18 protein-coding genes and 1 pseudogene are annotated in these 24,200 nt (G+C 46.3%); 15 read left to right on the forward strand and 4 right to left on the reverse strand.

All coding sequences use genetic code 11. From position 1 onward, the window contains the following. The first annotated feature begins 320 nt into the window (after positions 1-320). From ACJJIY_RS03440 to ACJJIY_RS03455, 4 genes are all read left to right on the forward strand, one after another. The gene (locus ACJJIY_RS03440; RefSeq protein ID WP_444892236.1) at positions 321-1,529 is read left to right on the forward strand and encodes an acetyl-CoA C-acetyltransferase; all 1,209 of its coding nucleotides are present in this window, start codon (positions 321-323) and stop codon (positions 1,527-1,529) included. A gap of 10 nt (positions 1,530-1,539) precedes the next feature. Further along, a complete protein-coding gene (locus ACJJIY_RS03445) occupies positions 1,540-3,696 on the forward strand; it encodes a 3-hydroxyacyl-CoA dehydrogenase NAD-binding domain-containing protein (RefSeq protein ID WP_445359105.1) in 2,157 nt (718 codons plus the stop codon). A gap of 105 nt (positions 3,697-3,801) precedes the next feature. After that, positions 3,802-4,950, forward strand: coding sequence for an acyl-CoA dehydrogenase family protein (locus ACJJIY_RS03450; RefSeq protein WP_445359106.1), 1,149 nt, complete (start codon positions 3,802-3,804; stop codon positions 4,948-4,950). Positions 4,951-5,003: 53 nt separating this feature from the next. Then, positions 5,004-6,200 carry a CaiB/BaiF CoA transferase family protein gene (locus tag ACJJIY_RS03455; protein WP_445359107.1) on the forward strand — a complete coding sequence of 399 codons (1,197 nt, stop codon included), beginning with the start codon at positions 5,004-5,006 and terminating at the stop codon, positions 6,198-6,200. 39 nt (positions 6,201-6,239) lie between these two features. Here the strand turns inward: ACJJIY_RS03455 and ACJJIY_RS03460 are convergent, their stop codons facing one another. Next, positions 6,240-6,896: a glycine-rich domain-containing protein gene (locus ACJJIY_RS03460; RefSeq protein ID WP_445359108.1), complete on the reverse strand. Its 657-nt coding sequence runs from the start codon at positions 6,894-6,896 to the stop codon at positions 6,240-6,242. Positions 6,897-7,271: 375 nt separating this feature from the next. Between ACJJIY_RS03460 and ACJJIY_RS03465 the strand changes: the two genes are divergently transcribed. The 4 genes from ACJJIY_RS03465 (at position 7,272) to ACJJIY_RS03480 (ending at position 11,985) form a co-directional block, all read left to right on the forward strand. Next, on the forward strand, positions 7,272-8,831 hold the full coding sequence (locus ACJJIY_RS03465; RefSeq protein WP_445359109.1) for an ATP-binding cassette domain-containing protein: 1,560 nt from the start codon (positions 7,272-7,274) through the stop codon (positions 8,829-8,831). Between the two features lie 32 nt (positions 8,832-8,863). Continuing rightward, complete coding sequence (locus ACJJIY_RS03470; RefSeq protein ID WP_445359110.1) at positions 8,864-10,390, forward strand: cryptochrome/photolyase family protein; 1,527 nt, start codon at positions 8,864-8,866, stop codon at positions 10,388-10,390. Between the two features lie 87 nt (positions 10,391-10,477). Then, positions 10,478-11,068, forward strand: coding sequence for a cysteine hydrolase family protein (locus ACJJIY_RS03475; protein WP_445359111.1), 591 nt, complete (start codon positions 10,478-10,480; stop codon positions 11,066-11,068). Next, complete coding sequence (locus ACJJIY_RS03480; RefSeq protein ID WP_445359112.1) at positions 11,065-11,985, forward strand: DMT family transporter; 921 nt, start codon at positions 11,065-11,067, stop codon at positions 11,983-11,985. Before ACJJIY_RS03475 ends, ACJJIY_RS03480 begins: the two co-directional genes overlap by 4 nt. A gap of 75 nt (positions 11,986-12,060) precedes the next feature. Here the strand turns inward: ACJJIY_RS03480 and ACJJIY_RS03485 are convergent, their stop codons facing one another. Beyond that, complete coding sequence (locus ACJJIY_RS03485; protein WP_445359113.1) at positions 12,061-12,477, reverse strand: VOC family protein; 417 nt, start codon at positions 12,475-12,477, stop codon at positions 12,061-12,063. Between the two features lie 502 nt (positions 12,478-12,979). On the opposite strand from ACJJIY_RS03485, the gene ACJJIY_RS03490 reads away from it, so the two are divergent. The 7 genes from ACJJIY_RS03490 (at position 12,980) to ACJJIY_RS03520 (ending at position 22,731) form a co-directional block, all read left to right on the forward strand. Then, positions 12,980-14,587, forward strand: coding sequence for an ABC-F family ATPase (locus ACJJIY_RS03490; protein WP_445359114.1), 1,608 nt, complete (start codon positions 12,980-12,982; stop codon positions 14,585-14,587). An 805-nt stretch (positions 14,588-15,392) separates the two neighbouring features. Next, positions 15,393-16,178, forward strand: coding sequence for an outer membrane protein OmpK (locus ACJJIY_RS03495; RefSeq protein ID WP_445359115.1), 786 nt, complete (start codon positions 15,393-15,395; stop codon positions 16,176-16,178). Between the two features lies 1 nt (position 16,179). Then, positions 16,180-17,541 carry an NCS2 family permease gene (locus ACJJIY_RS03500; RefSeq protein ID WP_444895840.1) on the forward strand — a complete coding sequence of 454 codons (1,362 nt, stop codon included), beginning with the start codon at positions 16,180-16,182 and terminating at the stop codon, positions 17,539-17,541. An 11-nt stretch (positions 17,542-17,552) separates the two neighbouring features. Continuing rightward, positions 17,553-18,116, forward strand: a complete 564-nt coding sequence (locus tag ACJJIY_RS03505) for a phosphoribosyltransferase (RefSeq protein ID WP_413663623.1) — start codon at positions 17,553-17,555, stop codon at positions 18,114-18,116. Positions 18,117-18,349: 233 nt separating this feature from the next. Continuing rightward, positions 18,350-19,690 (forward strand): omega-aminotransferase AptA, encoded by a 1,341-nt coding sequence (gene aptA / locus ACJJIY_RS03510; protein WP_413663624.1) that lies wholly within the window; start codon positions 18,350-18,352, stop codon positions 19,688-19,690. Between the two features lie 139 nt (positions 19,691-19,829). Continuing rightward, positions 19,830-21,335 carry a M1 family metallopeptidase gene (locus ACJJIY_RS03515; RefSeq protein WP_445359116.1) on the forward strand — a complete coding sequence of 502 codons (1,506 nt, stop codon included), beginning with the start codon at positions 19,830-19,832 and terminating at the stop codon, positions 21,333-21,335. A 463-nt stretch (positions 21,336-21,798) separates the two neighbouring features. Further along, positions 21,799-22,731, forward strand: a complete 933-nt coding sequence (locus ACJJIY_RS03520) for a NosD domain-containing protein (protein ID WP_445359117.1) — start codon at positions 21,799-21,801, stop codon at positions 22,729-22,731. 244 nt (positions 22,732-22,975) lie between these two features. Here the strand turns inward: ACJJIY_RS03520 and ACJJIY_RS03525 are convergent, their stop codons facing one another. Further along, entirely contained in the window at positions 22,976-23,647 is a 672-nt protein-coding gene (locus tag ACJJIY_RS03525) for an IS630 family transposase (protein ID WP_444916185.1), read from the reverse strand. A 67-nt stretch (positions 23,648-23,714) separates the two neighbouring features. Continuing rightward, positions 23,715-23,810, reverse strand: a pseudogene (locus ACJJIY_RS03530) (helix-turn-helix domain-containing protein); the annotation flags it as partial. Positions 23,811-24,200 lie beyond the last annotated feature (390 nt).

Consider the following 24,200-nt stretch of genomic DNA (forward strand, 5'->3'; position numbering starts at 1 on the left):
TGTTACCCATTCAAATTTTTCTCAGCTGCCCTGAATCACCCATAACCCTGCCTGACATGGAATTCCTCCAGTCGCAAAGATAATTTAAGTGCCAATTTACCGTGCCAAAATTTCAATAGATTTAGGCGCCTTACTTGAGTGTACGGCAGTACCTCCACATGGTTAGGTTAATTTGGAATAAATAAAAAGATATTTGACTAGGAATTTTTCGGTAGTACCTGGAAGCTGAGTCATCTTCCGTGGCAATTTTTATCATTGAACCCAAGCTGCACCGCACTATGGTAATAAGCGAAACCATAAAATAAAAAGAGGCTAAAACCGTGCCAACCGAAGCCTACATCTACGATGCTATCCGCACCCCGCGGGGCAGAGGCAAATCCAGCGGTGCCCTTCACGAAGTCAAACCTATCACCCTGCTTTCAGATCTCCTGAAAGAATTACAGACCCGCAATAGATTCGACACTGCCAAAGTGGACGATATCGTTATGGGCTGTGTTACACCGATCGGAGATCAGGGTGCCGATATCGCAAAAGTGGCAGCTTTAGCTGCCAATTGGGACTGGGATATCGGTGGCGTAACTCTGAATCGCTTCTGTGCCTCCGGTGCCGAAGCGGTCAATCTCGCCGCTACCAAAGTTCGCTCCGGGTGGGAGCATCTGGTAGTGGCCGGAGGTGTAGAGTCCATGTCGCGGGTGCCCATGGGCAGCGATGGCGGCGCCTGGGCGATGGACCCACGTACAGCAATAGATACTGGATTTGCACCCCAGGGCATTGGCGCGGACTTGATCGCTACACTCGGCGGATTTTCCCGCGAGGATGTGGATAACTTTGCGCTGGACTCTCAGCACAAGGCGGCAGCCGCCTGGAAGCGCGGTGCTTTCGAAAAATCTGTGATTCCCGTACGCGACCAAAATGGCCTGACCATTCTCGATCACGACCAGCTGGTGCGCCCAGATGCGTCCATAGAGGCCCTGGCACAACTCAAGTCGTCCTTTGCCGGGATGGGTGACCTGTGCTTCGACAGCATTGCCATATCCCGTTACCCACAGGTCGAATCAATCAACCATGTTCACACTGCGGGAAATTCCTCAGGAATCGTCGATGGCGCAGCCGCCCTGCTGATCGGCAGTGAACAGGCCGGGCGGGATCTGGGGCTCAGCCCCCGCGCCCGTATTGTCTCCGCTGCGGTAGTGGGCACTGAGCCCACTATCATGCTCACAGGCCCCGCGCCCGCCACTCGCAAAGCCCTAAAGGCCGCAGGCCTGACGGTGCAGGATATTGACCTCTTTGAGGTGAATGAAGCCTTCGCGGCAGTGGTGATGCGTTTCCAACACGAGTTGGACGTGGACCCACAAAAACTCAACGTTAACGGCGGCTCAATCGCTATGGGCCACCCCCTCGGCGCGACCGGTGCAATGCTGATCGGCACAGTATTGGATGAGCTGGAACAACGGCAACTTCGCTACGGCCTGGTCACACTATGTGTGGGCGGCGGTATGGGTGTAGCAACCATTATCGAAAGAGTTTAGGGGGCAGACTATGAAATCCATTCGCCTGGAAAAAGACGATCACAATATTGTCCACCTGATTATGGACAACCCCAATGCCTCAGCCAATGTGATGGATCGGGATTTTACCGAGTCGCTGAGCGCAGCGGTTGAGCAACTTAAGCAGCAAGAATTTTCTGGAATTATTGTTCGCTCCACAAAAAATACCTTTTTTGCCGGCGGCGACCTCAAATCTTTATTTGCAGCAAAAATTGAAGAAGCTAAACCTTTCTTCGAATCCTGCGAATCAATGAAAGCCAACCTGCGCTGGCTGGAAACCCAGGGTAAACCCGTCGTTGCTGCGATTAATGGCACAGCTTTGGGCGGTGGCTGGGAAATTGCCCTCAGCTGCCATCAGCGCATTGTTATCGATAGCACCGCAATAAAACTGGGATTGCCTGAAGTCACATTAGGCTTACTACCTGGTGGTGGCGGCTGTGTACGTATGCCCCGCCTTTTAGGTATCCAGGAGTCTCTACCCTACCTACTTGAAGGAAAACAGGTGAGGCCGCAACAGGCTCTCAAAGCCGGTCTGATACATCAGCTCGTTACCAGTGAAAGTGAATTACTAGAGAAGGCTGTCTCTTATATTCGAGAGAATAGTGAGCAACCTGTTGCTCAGCCTTGGGATCAACCGGATTACCGGATGCCGGGAGGGGACGCAACGAACCCTAAAAATGCGCAGTTACTGATGATCGCCCCAGCAATGCTGGAGAAAAAAACCAAGGGATGTCTGCCGGCCCCAGAGTCGATAATGGCAACCGTCGTCGAAGGGTCAAGGGTCGACTTCGAAACTGCTACGCGAATTGAGTCCCGACACTTTGTAGGCCTCGCTTGCGGGCAGGTTGCCAAAAACATGATTGGTACTTTCTGGTTTGCACTCAACGAAGTCAAAGCCGGAGCATCGCTGCCCGCCGCCGCCCGCGATCATAAAACGTCGCCCATGCAAAAAATTGGCATACTCGGCGCCGGCATGATGGGCTCAGCCATTGCCTACGCCTGTGCCAGTAAAGGTGTTGATGTCGTATTAAAAGATGTATCCATGGAAGGTGCCTTAGCCGGCAAACAATATGCAGAGAAATCCCTGCAAAAACGCTTACAGCGGGGTCGCATTACCGAGGACAAGGTCAATCAGATCCTCTCCCGTATCACGCCCACAGACAGCAATACCGACCTGGCTGATTGTGAGTTGGTGATAGAAGCAGTTTTCGAAGACCGGGAACTCAAGCGTAAAGTTACCCAGGAAGCCGAAGCACAGCTGCCGAAAAATGCAGTATTTGCTTCCAATACTTCGACACTGCCGATCACTGGGCTCGCTCAAGCTTCCGACCGTCCCCAGCAATTTATCGGCCTACATTTCTTCTCCCCTGCCGACAAGATGCCACTGGTGGAAATTATCTGTGGGGAGCAAACCAGTGATGAGACTCTCGCCCAAGCCTTCGCCTTTGTATTGCAGATTGGCAAGACTCCTATCGTTGTTAACGACAGCCGTGGCTTCTTCACCTCAAGGGTATTCGGCTGCTTTACCAATGAAGGTATCGGCATGCTTAGCGAAGGGGTTAATCCCGCCACCATTGAAAATGCCGCAGCCCTAGCTGGCTTCCCAGTCGGCCCTCTAGCTGTTAGTGACGAGGTCTCTCTAACGCTGATGAGCCGGATACGCCAGCAGACCATCAATGACCTGCAAAAAGAGGGTAAACCCGCCCCCACGCATCCCGCCGACGGAGTGATCGACCGAATGCTTGAAGTTGGTCGCGCTGGTAAGGCCGCAGGTGGCGGCTTCTATACTTACCCTGAGGGCGGGAAAAAGCACTTATGGAGTGGCCTTGAGAAGGAGTTCCCCGCCAAAGAGGCACTGCCGATAGAAGATGTGAAGGAACGGCTGCTGTTTATTATGGCTCTGGAGACACTTCGCTGTTATCAAGAGGATGTGCTACGCAGCGTACGCGATGCCAATATTGGCTCTATCTTCGGTATCGGCTTCCCACCCTGGACCGGTGGTGCATTGCAATACATCAGCCAGTTTGGCCTGAAAGCGTTTACCCAACGCGCCCAGCAACTGGCTGATGCCTATGGAGATCGATTTGCCCCGCCAGCAATTTTGCTGGATCTGGCAGAGTCAGGAAAAGCTCTGGCGGACAACCCTTAACCCAGGGGTTTGAGCGATGTAAACAGGCTTTTAAAGTCTTGCTGTTTACATCGCCAATCAAAACACTGGTTCAATTTTTCAGTAATAAAATGCGGTGGTGTAAGGATGGTACCAAGAACTGTTTACAACGAAGATCACGAACAGTTTCGAGAAACTTTACGTAAATTTTTAGAAAATGAAGCTGTACCCTACCACCATCAGTGGGAAAAAGATGGTCAGATAGATCGTAAACTGTGGAATAAAGCTGGAGAAATGGGCTTTCTGTGTCCGCAAGTTGACGAAAAGTATGGTGGCTTGGGGCTGGACTATGGCTACAACTCCATTATTGATGAGGAGGTGGCCCGAGCGGGACTTTCCGGTATTGGCTGGGGCCTGCACTCTAATATTGCAGTGCCCTACATTATTAATTACGGCACGGAAGAACAGAAGAAAAAGTACCTTCCCAAATGCATTAGTGGTGAGATGATTACCGCTATCGCCATGTCCGAACCTGGTGCCGGATCGGATCTACAAGGCGTGAGAACCACAGCTGTGCGCAAAGGGGATCACTATCTGCTCAATGGTTCCAAGATTTTTATTACCAATGGACAGCAGGCAGACCTGGTTATTGTCGTGGCCAAAACCGACCCTCACGAGGGGGCCTCTGGGGTCAGTTTGCTGCTTGTGGAAGCAGATAGCCCTGGATTCAAGAGAGGCAGTAATCTAGAAAAAATAGGCATGAAGGCCCAGGATACTTCAGAGTTGTTCTTTGATGATGTCAAAGTCCCTGCGGAAAACCTTCTCGGTGGAGAGGGACAGGGATTTATTTATTTAATGCAGGAATTGCCTCAAGAGCGTTTAAGTGTGGCAATTTATGCAATAGCTAATGCAGAAGCAGCCTTGCAATGGACGATTGATTATGTACGGGATCGCAAGGCTTTCGGCAAACCCATCTCTGCCTTCCAAAATACACAATTCAAACTGGCTGAACTGGACAGTGAGTTAACCGCTCTTCGGGTATTTATCGATCGCTGCTTGGAGCTTCACTATAAAAAGGAACTCGACGTTGCAACTGCAGCGAAAGCCAAGTTATTGAGTACAGATTTCCAATGCAAACTTTTGGATGAATGTGTTCAGTTACATGGCGGCTATGGCTATATGTGGGAATACCCCATCGCCCGGTCTTGGGCCGATGCTCGTGTAGCACGTATTTATGCCGGAACCAATGAAATTATGAAATTAATTATTTCCCGGGACCTCCTGCGCGATGACTAAATTAAAGTGCTAGATTGAAATTCCTGTTCTCAATTAAAATAATGAAATAAAAAGTGAAACAGCAAACGAAGAATCATTGCGCCCCTCTTGAGGGGCTTAAAGTACTCGACTTTTCTACCCTACTTCCCGGTCCCTATGCCACTATGCTATTGGCGGACTTGGGCGCCGAAGTACTAAGAATCGAGTCTCCCACACGCCCAGATTTACTACGGGGCTTTCCGCCTTTAGTCGATGACACGGCTTCCCTATCCGCCGCCCACGCAACCATTAACCGCAACAAACGCTCCCTGGCGATCGATCTTAAAAATCCAAAGGCGCAAGTGGTGATTCACCGATTGCTTCAGCAATACGATATTGTGATCGAGCAATTCCGCCCGGGAGTGATGGATAGGCTGGGCCTTGGCCACCAAAGCTTAAGCCAACAGCGCGCAGACATTATTTACTGTTCGATTACCGGATATGGACAGACTGGACCATTAAAGCAACGTGCCGGGCACGATATCAATTATCTCGCACTATCTGGCCTGGCCAGCTATTCCGGCAACCGTGACCATGGCCCCTGCCTGAGCGGCACACAGATAGCAGACATCGCCGGCGGTTCACACCATGCGGTTATGTCGATACTGGCTGCGGTATATCATCGTCAGAGAACCGGTGAAGGCAGTTATATCGATATCAGTATGACGGACTGTAGTTTCGCGTTAAACGCAATTAGTGGGGCCAATGCACTGGCTTTAAATACCGATCCCAAGCTGGAATCCGAGCTGCTAAACGGTGGAAGTTATTATGATTACTATCGCACGGCAGATAACCGCTATCTTTCTGTGGGAAGTTTAGAGCCACAATTTGCTGAGCAATTTTTAACAAAAATAGGCCGAAAGGAGTGGCTGACTCGCATTGTCCAAGACGGACAACAAGAAACACTTAAGAAAGATATTGCAGAAATTATTGCCACAAAAAGCCAGAAAGAATGGATTGATATATTTCAGGATATTGATGCGTGTATTGAACCCGTACTTAATTTTAAAGAAGCTGCTGATAGCGATCTTATCCAATCCAGAGAGATGATCTGTTCTGTGAATGGAGATATTAAACAGATCAACACACCCTTTAGATTTAACGGCCAAAAGCCCCACTTATTTAACCGAGGGGCAGCTCTGGGAGAGCACAATCACGCTGTGCTGGGTGAGCTCGGCTTTAGCGCTGAAGAAATTGAAGAGCTTTGCGAAGTTCAGGGTGTCACTCATTAATCACGTTGAACAGGATTGCTAGAGCAGTGATAGCTGCCTCTAGCTGCCACCCCCGCCACAGCCCCCACCACAATTGCTTCCAGAATCTGAAGAGGAGCCGCCACCCCAAATACCAGAGAAGACACTGCCGGAAGTTCCGCCTTGACAGCTCGCGGCACAACCAATATGACTGGCACAGTGATCCGCAGCGGGACTATTTCTCGATCGACAGTTTAGCGAATAATGAAATCCATCTTTAATCCCCAACTTTTTATCAATTGAGAAAACCAGAGGTAACGACTTTGGCTTGGATGGACTTATACCACTTCGAGCACAAGCAATTCGCCACACCCTCTTAATCCCCTCACTAGCTGTATCCTTATCTGGCATAACTTCATTGGGTGTGTGGTGCAGAAAGTGTCCAAAAGCTTTATTACAAAAATTGCGATACATCTGTGTGCTTAATATAAATTCATGCCAAGCGACATCAAGCACTTGAGATGGCATAGCGACCATTTGTCTACCAGCCGTTTGACAGATAATAAAATATTCCCTCAACCCATCAAGTACCATACCCAGCTGCTTGTTGCTGAGATGAGGGTATTTTTTCTTCACTCTTTGTTTGAGAGACGGATGGAATTGATAGTCTCTTAAAAATCGTTCCCGCTGTGATTTTCGATAAAAGAAAAAAGCATAGTACTTACGATCAATAGACAAATTGCTATAAAACCTTCAAATACCATAGTAACCCCCGCTTTTAAACAATTATTGTTCTAAATCAAGTCGTAAAAATGCATCATCTCAATGTAATATCAATAATACTCTTATACCACTTTATTTTAAGAGTTGAGAGTACCAAATGAGTGCTTATAGGTTGGGACTTGAAGTCTTTTTGAAACTTTATTAAGCTAACACTTAACAACTTTTCTTTTTGGAGCTATCTACGCCAATGAATTAAGCCTTGCACACACTGGAGATAAACCGGTTTCTTAAGAGGCCATCAATTCCCGTGCAAGTGGCGTACTCCATTCTCTACAACTTTCTCTCAAGATCATGGTATTGCGCCACCCATTCCGACTACCGGAGGGTGACATGCAGAGCATTTGTTCTATAAAAAATTTTTACTTAAACGTCCCTGAGAAATCTCTATTTAAGGGGATCCATCTTGACTTCCCTCCGGGATTTACTGGCTTAGTGGGAAATAATGGCAGTGGAAAATCGGCTTTTTTAGAGGCTTTGATTGGGAAACTAAAGCCTGAACAGGGAAGTATTACTTGGTACACGGACTACCTTAAAGTGGATCAAGTGAGCAGCAATTCCAACAAGAGAATTGTAGATATATTCGACCCTACGGGCCTCTATGACTGTTTTTCACGTATTGAATCTGGCAATCAGAGTGAGGAAGATCTGATACGTGTCTCAGATTCATGGGAACTACCTACAATTTGGCAACAGCATTTATACAGCGCCGGAATAAATCTCACGTTAGACACTCCTATCGGCAATCTTAGCGGCGGTGAAAGAGTCCGACTGGCTCTAATCAATGCCTTCTCTCATAAAAAACACTACCTGCTACTGGATGAGCCTAGTAATCACCTAGATTCAGACGGTAGAAAATGGTTACAGCAGAAAATTAGAAACCATTCTGCCGGAATTCTAATGGTCAGTCATGATCGAAGCTTACTCCAACAAGCTGACACGATAGTGGAACTAGTTTCAGGAAAACTACGCACATATGGTGGTAACTATTCACACTACAAGAAAGAAAAAGAGATACAGAGACAGTCTGTAGAAAAGAAAATTGAAAATACCAAAAAGAATATAAAAAGCCTAAACAAACTTAAGCAAAGTTCTGCTGAAAAAACTACAACCAGAAAAAACCAGGGTAAGAAATTAAAAGGTTCCCAATGTAAATCGCTACTAGATGCGAAAAAAGATCGTGCAGGGCAAAGTTTAGGCAAGCTGACTAGAAACCTGGATCGTCAGCACCATAAGTTAAAGCTAGATTTAGAAAGTTGCCAAAAGGACTATAAGAGTCATAAGCTCCCAAATATGCAACTTAGCAAAACAGGGCTAACGGGTGGTATTCGTCTGCATGTTGAGGATCTCAAACTGCCCTACGGTATTCAGAGTGATCCCATATCACTCACCATGCACAGTGGCGATCGCTGGCATATTTGTGGCGCCAATGGTAGCGGAAAGACAACGCTACTAAAGATCATTGCTGGTCGAGTTAAACCTCGCAGCGGTTTGTGTAAAACTTTTGGCAGCTGTTTTTATCTGGATCAGAACCTAAGTCAACTAAATGGAAATCTATCTGCCTTGGAAACTTTATCCCGCCTGCACCCTGATAAAGATACCAACTTCTGGCGCACAGCCCTAGCCACAATGAATATTCGAGGTGATTCTGCACTTCGCTCTACCAATACTTTAAGTGGAGGGGAGCGACTAAAGGTTGCTTTACTTGCCGCTACTCGTGGCACTGAGGCTCCAGACCTGCTACTACTGGACGAACCAGACAATCACTTGGATCTGGAGTCGCGTATAGCGCTGGAAACTGCGCTAGTAGAATACCCCGGAACATTTTTATTGATCTCCCATGACTCTACTTTTGTAGAAAATGTGGGAGTGAATAGAAGGATCTATCTATAGGCATATTAAGACCTAAATAAAGGAAGTGAGATGTGAAAACGCTGCGCTTGCTATTAGGGGATCAATTGAACCAAAAACACTCCTGGTTTAGAGGTAACCAGGAGGAAAAAATCTACTTTATGGCTGAAATGCGCCAAGAGACCGATTACGTTGTTCACCACATCCAAAAAATCGTTGCCTTTTTTGAAGCTATGCAGATTTTCTCAGAGTGGCTTAAAAATAGGGGCTGCAATGTTATTTACTATCGAATAGACGATAAAAACAACAAACAAAACCTTACAAAAAATATCGAAGATATTATTAGAAAGCACAAAATTGAAAAATTTGAGTACCAACTTCCCGATGAGTACCGACTAGATCAGCAGCTGCTACAACTAGAAAAGAGACTATCAATAGAATTTCAAGCCTACGACACTGAACACTTTTTAACCACCCGAAAAGAGCTGGCAAACTTCTTCCAGGGGAAAAAATCTCTACTTATGGAAAGCTTCTACCACTATATGCGGAAGAAGCATGACATTCTGATGAACAATGGAAAACCTGAAGGGGGAAAGTGGAATTTCGACCAAAGCAATAGAAAAAAATGGAATGGAAAGCTGGGCAAACCCAAGCAGGGAAAAATAACAAGTAATGTCACTTCAACTTTATCCCGTATAAAAAAGTCTGGAGTTAAGAGTATTGGAGAGATTGATCCAGAGAATTTTATATGGCCAACCAGCAGGGAGGAATCTATAAAACTACTTCGTCATTTTTGTAAACATCTACTTGCTCATTTTGGCGAGTTTCAGGACGCAATGGATCCAGATGAAGCCTTTCTTTATCACAGCCGAATTAGCTTCTCCCTAAATAGTAAACTCATATCTCCAAAAGAGGCTATCGATACAGCGATAAAATCTTGGGAAGATGGAAAAATTTCAATAGGACTTAACCAGATTGAAGGTTTTGTACGCCAAATATTGGGCTGGCGAGAATATATGCGCGGTGTCTACTGGATGTCTATGCCCAGTTATGAGCATCAGAATAAGTTGAAGAATAAAAATAATTTGCCAGATTTTTTCTGGGATGCCAAAACGTCCATGAACTGCCTTCATAACACCATCAGGAATAGCTTGGAAAATGCCTATGCTCACCATATCCAACGGCTTATGATTACCGGTAACTTTGCGCTATTAACACAAACTGACCCTGACCAGGTGGAAAGTTGGTATCTCGGTATTTACATAGATGCTATTCAGTGGGTTGAAATGCCTAACACGCGGGGAATGAGCCAGTTCGCCGATGGTGGATTGGTTGCAACAAAGCCCTATATTAGTAGTGGCTCCTATATCAACAAAATGAGCAACTATTGCAGCGACTGTATTTATGACGTCAAACAACGAACTGGAGAGAAGGCCTGCCCATTTAACAGCCTCTACTGGAATTTCTTAATTGAAAAAAGAAAAATGCTAGAGGGCAATCATAGAATGACAATGATGTTCAGCCTTTTGGATAAGCTTGAGAAGAGTGAAGTGGCAGCAATAAAAAAAAGGGCAAAGCAATTTATGACAAAGAAATCATAAACTCTATATAGATCATAAAATTCTTTATCGAAGGCTTCCTTAATCATTACTAAACTAAACCAATACTCGCCTCAATAGACCCTGGTCATGAAGACTGCAATCATTACCCTCGATTTTATCAACGATATTTGTCATCCAAAGGGACAAATATCAGCAGCGGCCCCAAGAGTCTATAAGAATAGAGTTATTGAAAACAGCAATAAACTCCTTACGTGGGGAAGAGCACGACGTCATCTTATTTGCCATATCAGGGTCGCTTTTTCCACCGACTACAGGGAATCTTCCTCTAACTCTCCCCTCTTCAGCTATATCAAAGATATAGGCGCCCTCCGTCAGAAAAGCTGGGGCACTGCTTTTGTTGATGATCTCAATATCACTGATAGCGATATATCTATTTATAAGAGGCGTGTCAGTGGCTTCTATGGGACCGAACTCCCAGTACTTATTGCTAGCAACAATATAGAAAGGATTATTCTCTGTGGGGTATCAACACAAAATACAGTCGAACTGACAGCCAGGGAAGCTCACGATAGAGACTTTTCAGTACTCATTGCCTCAGATGCCTGTGAGTCTGACACGGAAAACAATAAACAGAATAGCCTGGACTTCCTCACGAAGATAGCCAGTGTAAAAACAGTCGATGAGATTATTGCTAGTGAGGGTGCTAGTAAACCATGAGTACCCGCATTTCCAATAGAGAATTTGCCCTCAGTGTCATTACCGCAATTCTGGCGGCCAGCTGTATGTCGCTAACCGGGCTATTTGGTAAAGAACTAACTACCTTTAGCTCCTTATCCTTGGTGGTCTTTATTCGTTTCTTTGCCCCATTTTTAATCCTAACCTGGATTTGCCTCGTTGTTTTCGATGAAAACCCTGTGACTCATCGAATAGACAGGATTGATGGTGCAAGGGCGTTATTCACTTGTCTCGCTCAGTATTGCCTGTTTTATTATTTGTCCAAAGGCTCTCTACTTGTCGCCGCCCTTCTATTTTCAACGTCAGGTTTATTTCTCCCTTTTATTACCCGGTTTGCCAAAAAGGATCCGATAAAAAAGAAGACATTAGCGGCCTGTTTAATCAGCTTTCTCGGCGTTGCTTTTATATTGAAGCCAACTGCTGGCTTTGATAGCTATATGATTGTGGGCCTGCTATCGGGCTTCTTTGGAGCTTGTTCACAGTTTGTAATGCACCACTCTTCAAAGAAGCAAAATACGATATCTTCAACCACCAAGATGTTCGGCCTATCCAGCCTCTATATGCTTGCCATTTTATTGATTGAAGGAAATCTTGGGGAGCTTACGAAAGTCGCGGTATCTCTATCGGACTCGGTAAGTTTTGTGATTGTGATTATTGCTTTTAGCCTGGCGACAATCAGCAATCAATCCTTGCGCACTAAAGCCTATCGTCGGGTAAACAGACCTGCCAGCTTATCTCCCTATTTATATACAAGCCTGATTTTCTCCGGCATATTGGATTGGTTTGTTTATAGCACACTCCCAACCTGGAATACTTATGCCGGCAGCTTACTGATAGTTATCGGAGGTATTATTCAGGCAATCAGAACTCAACCCCAGATTAAGGCATCTCATTCTTAGCAAGAATAAGCGAGGACAGGGAATAGCGGGAGAAACTCAGCCCCACAGATTCAATTATCTGCAGGGCACAGATGATTACTTGAACATCAGTTCAGGATTAACCATCGTTTTCATTTCCAGGACGTTGCCATTTGGATCTTCGATAAAAAAGGTTTCCTGTTCGTATTCATTGCCGACAAAGCGACGGTAGGGCTTGTCCAGGTATTTCAACTCGGCAGCTTCGATACGGCCTTTCAATGCCTGAAACTCATCTTCCGGCAGGTGAATGCCAAAATGAGGAACAGCCACTTCTCCCATATCCACCTTGTGACGAACATTGGGGAGCTTCTCCTCACTCTGGTGCAGAGTGAGTTCGTTACCCCAAAAGTCGATATCTACCCAGCGACCTTCTTCACTGTTGCCGGTCTTGCAGCCTAAGACATCGCAATAGAATTTCTTGGCGGTTTCCAGGTCCCCTGCCGGAATCGCAAGGTGCAAACAATTCGATTTCATATAGCCTCCAGTCTTTGCTAGCTCCTCATAGAGATCAAAAATTGATTGACTGACATCTGCTAGTCATTAGCCCTTCAACCCTCCCCCCTAACAGCATTAACATTTACTTTGCCGTCGGAGCCACCCAAAGGATACAAATAAGATCAAGTGATCCCGTTAATTATTTAAATAAAAGTGGCCGCTTTACGCGCTGGCAACTTATACCGGGAATATTCCTAATATTAGGGCCCATAGCTTTAGCTAAAGAGCCCGGACTCAGGGAGCATACAGATGCATATCATAGCACCCCACCCCGAAATGGAATATCCTCCTAGCCTAGGAGTATACTTTAACATATATATTTCAATCTCTAATATCGAACCCGCGGAGAAACTGCTTAGTTATTGAACGTACTCCTCGACACTTCAGCGCCAAATCCTTATAGTGCGACCCCCACATCACGCCTCCTATTTTGGCGAAACTGGCTTACCAGAGCCCATTTGTAATCCTCAGGAATACGCTCTTGATCTCCACCGCGAATATCACCATGCAGTTTGGTGCCCAACCACTGTTTGAAAACATTTCTGTAAAGTTCGGCAATGGCAACCGATATGGCCTTATCGGGGCCAATGGATGTGGAAAGTCAACCTTTATGAAGATCTTGAGTGGTGCTTTGGCGCCCTCGGCCGGCAACGTATCCATTGAGCCTGGATGCACCTTGGGTACTTTGAGCCAAGACCAGTTTGCATTTGAAGAGTACACCGTCGTCGATGCGGTCATCATGGGAGATGTCCGCCTGTGGGAAATTAAACAGGAACGTGACCGTATATACTCGCTACCGGAAATGAGCGAAGAAGACGGCATGCGCGTAGCCGAGCTTGAAGTCCAATTTGCTGAGCTGGATGGCTATAGTGCAGAGAGCCGTGCGGGAGAAATCCTGCTTGAAGCTGGCATCGACGAATCCCTGCATTTTGGCCTGATGAAACAGGTAGCTCCCGGCTGGAAATTGCGTGTATTACTCGCCCAAGCGCTATTTGCCGACCCGGATATTTTATTGTTGGATGAGCCGACCAATAACCTGGACATCCACACCATCAAGTGGTTGGCAGATGTACTGAATCAACGCAAAAGCACAATGGTCATCATTTCCCACGATCGCCACTTCCTGAACTCTGTCTGCACCCATATGGCCGACATAGATTATGGTGAATTGCGGGTTTTCCCCGGCAATTATGAGGACTTTGTTGCGGCCTCCACGCTAATACAAGAACAACTTCACGCAGAGAATGCCAAGAAAAGTGCCGAACTGGACGAGCTACAGAGCTTTGTGAACCGCTTTTCTGCCAATGCATCCAAAGCCAAGCAAGCCAGCTCCCGCGCGAAGAAGATGGAAAAAATCAAGCTGGACGAAATCAAACCCTCCAGTCGGGTCAGCCCTTATATTACGTTTAACCAGTGTAAAAAATTGCATCGCCAGGCGCTGACTCTTGAGGGGCTTACCCATGGTTTTGACAGTGAAACGCTATTTCAAAGTGGCGAAATGCTGCTGGAAGCCGGTGCGCGCCTGGCAATTATCGGTGAGAACGGCGTTGGTAAAACAACCTTCCTGCGCTGTCTTGTCAATGAGATCCAAGCAAACAGCGGAGTCGTCAAGTGGTCAGAAAATGCCGCTATCGGCTACTGTCCACAAGACAGCAGTGCAGATTTTGATGGTGACCTGACGATATTTGAGTGGATGTCCCAGTGGCGCACCCCCAAGCACGATGATCTGGCTGTGCGGGGTATTCTGGGCCGACTATTATTTACCGCAGATGATGCCAATAAAAAGGCAAAGGTCTGCTCTGGCGGCGAGAAAAATCGCCTGCTGTTTGGCAAGCTAATGATGATGGACACCAATGTGCTCATCATGGATGAGCCAACCAACCACTTGGACATGGAAGCCATCGAAGCCCTAAACAAGGCACTGGAGAAATATGAGGGCACACTTATTTTTGTGAGTCACGATCGTCAGTTTGTCTCATCCCTGGCAACCCGAGTTATTGAAATCAAAGATCAAGCACTGATCGATTTTCAAGGCACTTACGAGGAATACCTGGCGCACCAGTCAGGTACAGAACAGCAGGTAGCCTGATTCCAAACGCAAAATTGGAAAAGGCATATTGGGGCGATCGCAATACTCGCCCCAGTCTTCACAGTCTGCATAACGTAACTATTCCCATCCAAAAATACAGCGCACCGGCTGGCATCACCTGAGTAACATCTGCCCACCCTCGCAGTCGCCCCCGCTATAAGCCTCCTTATGGCTCTCTCTGGGACAACTTCCTACCAGGCACCCCAAACCCAATAATTTTTACCCAGGTTAAAAGTTTATTAATATTTCCCAATCACCATCGTCAAGCTCAGACCGGTTCCCGCTTATATAAAGGAAGGCTGACTTTGAACTCTTAACCTGAAGTGCGCCCAAAAAACCTACTTCGATCAGCATATTTCAGCTACCAAGCTGAGGGACTGCCGGTATCATCAAAATTAAATGCCGCTTAGCAGGGTCCCCACAAAGCACCAAAAGCACCAAAAGCACCAAAAGCATTCTTATTGCCAATGCAAGCACCATCAGGGAGCAACACCGACCTTATGGACAATTTACCTAGATTACCCCAGCAATTTAGCGATTCCCTGCTCTCAATCCAATCAAACACTACTTTTTTGCTACTCCAACCCATCGCTAGCCAACAAGTGAGTACTTTGTTTTTTCTCTGCGTGATTTTTTGGTGCAGAGTTACCTAAAAAGCTCGGAAAAAAGCGTAAATCCCGAGAAAAAACACTGGAAAACAGGGGTTAAGTTCTGGTACATTCCGCGACTATTTTTTAACCAACTGCCGATTTTCTCATCGGCCGCCAGTGCGAAATTCGCCTGTCGCTGTAACAGAGGTAATAGAATGAAACCAACCAAGCCCCTGCTACTGCTGGCCTCTAGCCTGTTGTCCGTAGCTGCCCAAGCTGAGATGACCTGGAGTGACAACAGCCTGAGCCTTCTTTACGGCCACGATTACAAAGTCGACTACAGCAAGACCACGGATGACTCTGAGAGATCCGTAGTAACTTTCGAGCACGCCAGTGGCCACAGCTGGGGTGACCTCTTTATTTTTGCCGACTACCTGGACTCGGAAGATGGCTCCAATGAGCTGTATAGTGAGATCTCTCCCCGCCTGAGCTTAGGCAAGCTCAGCGGCAGTGAGCTGGCTTTCGGACCGGTTACCGATGTGCTTGTCGCCACAACTGTGGAGATAGGCAATATGGATGACCCGGATCACCTGACGGCCACAGGCCCCCACTTCACCAATTACCTGACAGGTGTGGGCTTTGATCTCGCGGTACCCGGTTTTTCCTTTGTACAGGCGAATGTTTACCACCGCGATAACGATGACAAGGCCAGCAACGAGCAGCTGACCCTGGTTTGGGCTATGCCCTTTACCCTGGGTGATGCCAGCTTTGTCTACGACGGGTTTATCGATTGGACCAGTGCTTCTGAAGATTCACATCCGAGCACCAACTTTACCTCCCAGCTGAAATGGGATGCCGGCGCCACCTGGGGTGAACCCAAGACCCTGTACGCGGGTATTGAGTACGTACACTGGAACGACAAGTTCGGAATCAAGGATGGCACTTATGGTGTCGATTCCAACGAGCGCAACGTTAACCTGCTAGTAAAGTACCACTTCTGATATGAAACCCACTGATATCCAAACATCGGCGACCCCAGGGTCCGACATCCCGCAGGTGGGAGGCAATGCCTCATTCCTGGAGAAGTTGTTCAAGCTCTCAGAGCGCCAGACGAATGTTCGCCGGGAAGTGATTGCCGGCGTTACCACATTCCTGACGATGGCCTACATCATCTTTGTGAACCCCAATATCCTGGCTGCAGCGGGTATGGATAAGGGCGCTGTGTTTATGGCGACCTGTCTTGCAGCCGCTATTGGCTGCCTGATTATGGGGCTCTACGCCAACTACCCCATCGCATTGGCACCGGGTATGGGCCTCAATGCCTTCTTTGCCTACGTTGTCGTCGGTGAAATGGGCTACAGCTGGCAAGTAGCCCTGGGTGCGGTGTTTATATCAGGGGTAATCTTCCTGCTGCTCAGTATCTTCAAGCTGCGAGAGTGGATTATCGATAGTATCCCCCTCTCCCTGCGACAATCCCTGGCAGCGGGTATTGGCCTGTTCCTGGCGATCATTGCCCTGAAGAGTGCCGGTATCGTTGTGGCCAGCCCCGCTACCCTGGTAACCCTGGGCGACCTCAAGTCAATTGAGGCGATCCTGGCAGCACTGGGCTTCTTTATTATTGTGGCCCTGTCCTATCGCCGTATGCTGGGCTCAGTGATGATCGGTATCCTTGCGGTAACCGTCATCGCCCTGGCAATTGGTAAGGTAGAGTTCACCGGTCTGATATCCGCGCCTCCCAGCTTGGCACCGACTTACCTGGAGCTGGATATCGCTGGCGCCTTCGAAGTAGGCATGATCAGCGTGATCTTTGCCTTCCTGTTTGTCGACCTGTTCGACACCGCAGGCACCCTGTTAAGCGTTTCTGATCGCGCCAAACTGCTGGATAAAGATGGCAAGTTGCCTGGAATGGGCAAGGCCCTGATGGCCGACAGCTCCGCATCTGTCGTTGGTTCTGTGCTGGGCTCCTCCACTACTACCTGTTATGTAGAGAGTACTGCAGGTATAACCGCCGGTGGTCGCACAGGCCTGACCGCTGTGGTTTGCGCCGGGCTATTCCTGTTGGCGACCTTCTTCTCGCCCCTAATCGGTATGATTCCGGCCTATGCAACCGCAGGTGCTCTGCTGTATGTTGGCGTCCTGATGACTTCCGGTATGTCATCTATTGATTGGGATGACATTACCGAGGCCGCACCGGCAGTAATCGCCGCAGTGATGATGCCTTTGTCGTTCTCGATCGCGCACGGAATCGCCCTGGGCTTTATTTCCTACGCAGTTATTAAAACGCTGAGCGGACGTAGCAAAGACGTCAGCATCAGTGTCTACGTGTTAGCGGCACTCTTTGTTGCCAAGTTTGCCTTTTTCTGAGGGGTACATTGATGAAAAAGCACTTTATTAGCGCACAGCAGCTCCTGATAGACTCTTATGCTCTCGCCGAGCAAATCTATAAGGACGGCTTTCGCCCAAACTATATTGTCGGTGTTTGGCGCGGTGGCGCTCCTGTGGGCATCGCTGTACAAGAGCTGCTGCACGTGATGGGAGTGGATGCAGACCATATCGCTATCCGCACTTCCTCCTATCTCGGTATCGGTGAGCGCGATAAGAAAGTGCGCGTGCATGGCCTGAACTACCTGATCAAGCGCCTGGAGTCCCACGACTCCCTGTTGATCGTGGACGATGTGCACGACTCTGGCCTGAGTATTGAGCAAACTATCGAAGACCTGCGCGCTGCCTGTAAGAAGAACACGCCGGAGATTCGTATCGCGACCCCTTACTACAAGCCGAAGAACAACAAGGCCAAGCGCGAGCCGGATTACTTTATCCACAAGACCGAAGAGTGGTTGGTATTCCCCCACGAGATCGACGGTCTGTCCCGGCAGGAGATTCTGGAGAACAAACCAGAACTCGCCCCCTATGTGGACAGAATCGCCACTGCTGTTTAATCAGCAATATTACCGGGGGCTAATGCCCCCGGTTCTCTTCTCCTCTCATCTCCCTCTCTCCCTTAGGCCATTCCGGCAAACCCTCCCCCGGCACTCAACTCCTGCCATAGGCAATACTTCAATACTCTATTAATAAACCCCACTTATGAAACTAAAGTTAGTGAGAATCAATTTATAAAGTAGAAAAGTTGGTCCAAAATTAATGCGATAAGGCCAAATGTCGGAAAATAAAAATGAACGACAAATCAGCGGGACTTAGTAAATCACAGCTCGATGCTTACTGGATGCCTTTTACCGGGAATCGTCAATTCAAAAGAGATCCCCGTATTATTACCTCAGCCGACGGCTGCTATTACCGTAGTGCTGATGGCCGCCCCATATTCGATAGTCTCTCTGGCTTATGGACCTGTGGTGCTGGACACAACCGCCCGGAGATAATTGACTCCATTACCCGGCAAGCAGCCCTTCTGGATTATGCCCCCGCTTTCCAATATGGCCACCCGGGAGCCTTCCAACTAGCGGAGCGTGTCAGCCAGATGATGCCCATGGGGCTCAATCGTATTTTCTTTACAAACTCCGGCTCTGAATCCGCAGAAACCTCTCTAAAAATAGCTAGAGCCTACTGGCAGAAGATGGGCGCTCCAGGGAAAACAAAATTCATCGGACGCGTGAAAGGCTATCACGGAGTTAATTTTGGCGGTCTTAGTGTGGGCGGTATTAGCGCTAATCGAGCAATCTTTGGCTCATCTTTAGATTCTGACCACCTTCGCCACACCCTTTTACCCCACAACCGCTTTGCTAAAGGACAGCCTGAACAGGGAAGTTTCCTGGCAGACGAGTTGCTGGAACTTATCAAACTGCACGGTTCTGAAAACATTGCCGCTGTTATTGTCGAGCCCGTAGCGGGGTCTGCGGGAGTATTGCCCCCACCAAAAGGCTATCTCCATCGCCTTAGGGAAATATGTACTCAATACGACATATTGTTGATATTTGATGAAGTCATTACCGCTTTCGGACGCATGGGGAAAGCCACCGGAGCAGAGTTTTTTGGAGTGACCCCGGATATGCTCAATACAGCCAAACAGCTTACAAATGGCGCTGTTCCCATGGGCGCTGTGGCTGTGCGTCAAGATATCTACGAGATATTCATGGAAAATGGAGGACCTCAATACCAACTGGAGCTTCCCCACGGCTATACCTACTCTGGGCACCCACTAGCCTGCGCAGCGGCATTGGCGACACTGGATATTTTAAAGAAAGAAAATTTATTTGAGAGATCTGCGGAGCTTGCCCATATCCTGGAAGACCATATCCATCAACTCAATGGGTTACCGTTAATAGAAGATATTCGTAATTGTGGACTTGCCGCAGGCCTGACAATCGAATCAGCTCCGGATGAGCCATTACTCAGGCCTTACTTAATTGCTATGAAGATGTGGGAAAAAGGCTTTTATATTCGCTACGGCGGCGACACATTGCAAATCGGCGTCCCATTTATAGCACAGGCAGAGGAAATTGACGGAGTTATCAACGCATTAGCGGAATCAATTACTGAGGTCGCAAACGGCCAGTAGCCAGAACCTATTCCTTCTCACTCTGTATAAAAGATTTCCCCTCCTGATACGGAAAATTTATATCGCCGCCTAGCTATCTTTAATGATACAAAGTAAATCGCAAATAGTAATTCAATAACTCTATATTAAAAATAGCGCCATGAACAAATATATTCGCCTTACAAATGTATTACTAAAGTACAAAGTGGTTATAGCGATTCTATGTGGTATTTTATTAAGTTCCTGTGAGCAAAGAACTACTAAGCAAGAAATAAGCTCACCAGCAAAGAAAATTTCATCTCCTATTAGAACCACAGCCCCAGGACTTTCAGAATCTTATGCTGACATTCGTCGTCAGCAAATTGCTGAAGTGGACTATCGGCTGAGCATCAATCTGGATAGTCAAGCTAAGAACTTCTCCGGAATTGTGCACGCAGATATCAATTTTAGAAAAATACTTGAACAGCCGCTCACTATAGATTTTTCCGGTGGTGCGGTTGATTCAATCCAGGTCGATGGAAGATCTGTTCCATTTGAGTACAACAACTACTTTATATCTATTGATTATCAAAATCTACCAGAAAAATCCCACACGATTACGGTGAATTATCAACACCCGTACTCTAACAATGGCTCAGGATTACATCGCTTTAAAGACCCCAAAGACGAAAAGGTCTATTTATATACGGACTTTGAACCTTATGATGCCAATCGCCTATTCCCACATTTTGACCAACCCAATTTGAAAGCACGCTACACCCTGGATGTAAAGGCTCCAAAAGACTGGGTAGTAGTTAGCGCGGAAAGAGAGGAGAGAGTAGAAGAGAAAAGGAAATCAAACCACTGGTTTTTTCCTCAAACCAAGAAATTTTCATCTTACATATTCTCTTTCCATGCAGGTCCTTACCACATCTGGGAAGACAAGGCAGGAGATATTCCCCTTCGCTTAATGGCAAGACAGAGCCTGGCAAATTACGTAAAAACAGAAGACTGGTTTACCTTCACCAAACAATCCTTTGAGTTCTTTCAGCCCTACTTTGAAATTGATTATCCATTTAAAAAATATGATCAAATACTAGTACCTGATTTTAACGCCGGCGCTATGGAAAATGTTGGGGCTGTAACATTTAACGATTCTTACATATCCCGAGGAAAAAAGACCCAGGCCCAGCGGATGCGCCTCGCCAATGTTATTGCCCATGAGCTGGCCCATCAATGGTTTGGTAATTTGGTCACCATGAATTGGTGGGATGACCTTTGGCTCAATGAGAGCTTTGCCACTTACACGGCCAATCTGGCTCTAGCCGAAAATAGCGAATTCACTACCGCTTGGGAGAACTATTACTTAGGTGCCAAGCAATGGGCTTACCACACTGATCAACGCCCCACTACCCACGCTATTCAACTACCAGTCAACAATACTGACGAAGCCTTTGCCAATTTTGATGGAATTACTTATGGCAAAGGCGGCTCAGTACTCAAGCAATTGCCCTACTATTTGGGCAAAGAAGAATTTCGCAAAGGCGTCAATAATTACTTAAAGGCCTTGTCTTACGACAATTCAACCCTCAATGACTTTATCAACCACCTGGGCAAAGCTGCGGACAAAGATCTTAATTCCTGGCAGCAACATTGGCTTTACCAGGCCGGCCTCACCACAATTTAGGCCAGTTTCCAGTGCCAGGGCATCTTTTCTATACTCCTCTGAGTATTGTTTACGAGCGGTTTTGGTTGGTTTATTTGATCTTGTCTAGAGCACCTCTGCTGCATAGTTTATCGCATAAGAGTGTGTCCGTCGTTGGTGGGTAGGATCAGGTCGTTAGTGAGGATGAACAATTTCTTTAAATAACATTACCTTCCGGATGGACCATTTGGCTGCTATATAATATCAGGGGTTTTCATAACAAACTTAATAAGTTATCGAAATAAATGGAGCCAATTTATTTCAAACCGATACTTTTGAAGAAGATTCAGACCTGCCAGAATCTTTACATATTGACCCCTGAGTGAAATTTTATCTACATGGATTTGTAGTAATTAGTTCTAGATTTTTTCTGTTATTTTTTTATTTGAGCTTTGATTAATGTTTACAGCTATCCATATCACTACAAGAACGTGAGTGAAAACTTATGAAAAGTACAGCAATGCATCTTACCTCAGTGACGATTTTAATTGGCACATTAGCCGTCCCCATAGTTGCCAGTGCCGTTAGCTGTGGCGACGTTATCACAACCTCGGAAACTCTCACAGAAGACCTATCCTGTGATTCAACTATTTTTAACCCATCTCTTACTATTGAGGGACCTTCGGGCCGCCTTGATATGGGTGGTTACACTTTAATGTGTGTAAACGCGACAGGTGATGGGATACTTTTAACGGGTACTGCAGCCAGGCTCAGCAATGGTGATATTCAGGAGTGTTTTGACTCCATACAGATAGAGGGTACTGGAAGCCATAGAGTATCTACAATCAATATAATTGACTCAGATGATGATGCCATTGTTATCAATAGTAGCTTCAATACAGTAACCGATACCTCCTCTTTCAATACCGATGATGATGGAATAGATATTGGATCCAGTTCAAATTCCAACATAATCACTAATAATATTATTGATACGGTTGATGATGAAGGTATCGAACTTGATGGAGATGGTAACTTTATTTCTGGTAATGAAATACTAAATACTGAAGATGGGATTGATCTTGATGGATCATTTAATGTCGTTGTTTTAAATACAATAGATTCTAATGACGAAGCAGGGATTGAGCTTAGGGGTGAATTTACTACAGTCGTCAATAATTCTATAAACAATAATAACGTGGGTATAGAAATATACGATGCTGACAATAATACTATTACTGGCAATGAAGCTAGTGTCAATACATCTTATGGCATCTATCTGCTCGACTTAAATGCTACTCAAAATGTAATTGTGTCGAATACAGCAATTGATAATGGTATTTTTGATTTATTTTCACCTCTGGATCTAGACTGCAGTAGTAGTAACGTATGGGCGGGAAATATTTTTGTTACTTCAGATCCAGCCTGCTTAGATTAATTAAAGTTTGGGCATAGTGAGTGATCGCTCTGCTCAAACTCTAAATACTCCACTTTTTAACGAATGCATTAATTAATACATAGCCTCTGGCGGTAGTGTTCAGAATTCTGTATCACTTCTTTACTATTAACCCGGAGGCCCAATAGTTCATCTATGCTGCATATTAAATTTCCTTATGCTTAGAGTAGGAAACTACGCGCGCAGGCTTCTTCTGTAGCGTTCTCATGTGAGAAAGTAGTTTTTTCTAACTTTTTTTGAATTGTATTGGAATCCCACTATATACACCCCCTTTAAGATCGAAGTTCAAATACTCATCTGGGTTCAATTCAGGTGAATACGATGACAAATAAAATTTTTCTATCTCATCCTCATGCTCTGACAGCCAAGCTTTAATCACTCGGGCATGATGTACCCTAAGGTTATCTAGAATGAGGTAAACCTTTCTGCCTGCGGTTTTAATTAATCGCTTAAGAAAGCCAATTAATCTGTCGGCATTCATGCTTCCTTCGTAAATTTGAAAGCGCACTGTCCCTTGATTTGTAATCGCTAAGATCATGTTGAGTGAAGCTCGCTTTGCGGTTAACTTCACAATGGGTGGTTTTCCTTTTGGCGCATAGCCGCGTTCATGCTGACAATCACTGCGAATGTCCGTTTCATCACCCCAGTAAATTTCTGCACCTTCCTTTTTGGCACGTTGTTTAATATATGGATAGTCTTCTTCCATCCATTTTTTAACTACTTTGGGGTTTTGCTCATAGGCGCGTATGGCGGGCTTCTGAGGTGTAAAATCCCAGCGCTTCAGATAATCACCGACCGTTCGAATTGACATTTTTATGCCAAACTCACGTTCGATTAGCTCCATGAAAGTCTTACAAGTCCACAGAGCATAGTTAAGTTTGAGCTGTTCAGCTACGATTTTTTTGAAGCTGCTTTTCTTGCTCTGCCGTTAGGCTGCGATTCACCACTTTCAAATAGCCGCGCTTTTAAGCGGCTAATGCCTCGAATCCGTCAAATTTGTAAGCCTTAATCCAATTTTGCACAGCACGGCTGGAAACATCCAGTGTTCTTGCAATTTCTACTGTAGGCTCCGATTTCTTCCAAAGCTTTACCGCAGTTCGACGTTTCTCCTCCTGAGCGGAAGCGGGTAATCTTCATGCATCAATAATATTCATTCGAACATTATACAGAACTATAAGGTCGCCGAGCTAGTGAAAGAAAAACCACAACTTAAGCCCATATTGGTAAAAGCATTAAAAAATCATCGCTACTCCGGTGAACGCTGTATCAATATCGGGAAGCGATTACTCTAAATCTTCTTTAAACTAGCTATTAATGTTGAACTAAGGGCAATATCCAGCCCTTAGTTCCCCTTGCCAGGATTTTGGCCGGGTATTATGCGTAATAAAACGGTGCAAAAAGTTATATATTTTTTCTCAATGCCCCCTAATAAAGCATACCTATTGCACCAG

Source organism: Microbulbifer maximicatervae (SeqCode) (assembly GCF_052468155.1).